Annotated in this window: 2 pseudogenes; one reads left to right on the forward strand and one right to left on the reverse strand. The window is 32.2% G+C overall.

Annotated features, from left to right (window positions below):
- Positions 1-46: 46 nt before the first annotated feature.
- Positions 47-349, reverse strand: a pseudogene (locus ACIPNH_RS00770) (hypothetical protein); the annotation flags it as partial.
- A gap of 161 nt (positions 350-510) precedes the next feature.
- Here ACIPNH_RS00770 and ACIPNH_RS00775 point away from each other — a divergent pair.
- Positions 511-1,037 (forward strand): annotated as a pseudogene (locus ACIPNH_RS00775) (hypothetical protein); the annotation flags it as partial.

Below are 1,037 nucleotides of genomic sequence, written 5' to 3' on the forward strand. Positions count from 1 at the left end.
CTCAACCTCCTTATCATCTTCTATCCTTATCTTATCACATCCGGACTTCTATGAAAAGAGCTATAACTGCACTATTTGCCGTAATAGAGCTATTTTCCGTACGTTTTATTACACCAGTACTGCTATCAACTGTATAGTCAACACTTGAATGATACACTGTTTGTTCTGTAAAAACCCTTACATCTTTAATAGTGTGGTGATCTAGAGCTATTTCGCCCTCAACAAAAACTTTTTCGACCTGATGGCTACTTCCAGAGCTTGAATCACCACTTCCCCAAGCAAGATGTAGAGATTGCTCTTTTATGCTGGCTGCTATTGCTGCTCTACCTGATTGTGTAAGAATTGACATTTGAAAATTTGACTCCTGTATATATATTCACCAAAATTACAAAAACTGTTCAGTTTTTTTAGGAAAATTCTTCTTTAGGAAAATTCTTCTTTTTTTCATAATAAATTTTTGTTGACTAATCTTTAATCTATTTTAGACATAATATATTTACTTTTAGATATATGATAGCTAGTGAGGAGTTTTGGGAAAGCAGTTTAGAAATGCCAGTATCCTTTTTGCTTAAGGACTTTCAAAATCCAAGTTTACGTGAAAGTTGGCTTGATTCTCTTTCTGGTAGACAATTAAGTGTGATCTTTAACCATTACTTTCAGAATAAACAAAACAGGCAATTATTTAAAGACTACGAAAAATGCGATGATATTTCAACTCGACAAAAACGCAAGATGCTTATTAAAATTTCTGAATCTCTGTTTGATTATTATTTAGTCAATCGTTTTAGTCGTACAAAATCAGAAACAACTATAGCTGAAGTAGCACAGTCTGTATTAGGCCAAGATCTTCTGAAGTCATTTCTGCTACAAAATAACAAATATGACAAAAAGTCCTTGTTGTTCACTCTCTTTATAACTAATCGTAACTTACTAAAACAAATTTTCTGCTTTAATCAAGTACAGAAAAAAGGGTTTTTACCTTTCATATTAAAAAATCCTCCAAGACAAAAGGCCACTTCATTTAAGGATTTTTTATC

Origin of the sequence: Wolbachia endosymbiont of Drosophila barbarae (assembly GCF_044752445.1) — a bacterium.
GTDB classification, from domain to species: Bacteria; Pseudomonadota; Alphaproteobacteria; order Rickettsiales; family Anaplasmataceae; genus Wolbachia; species Wolbachia pipientis.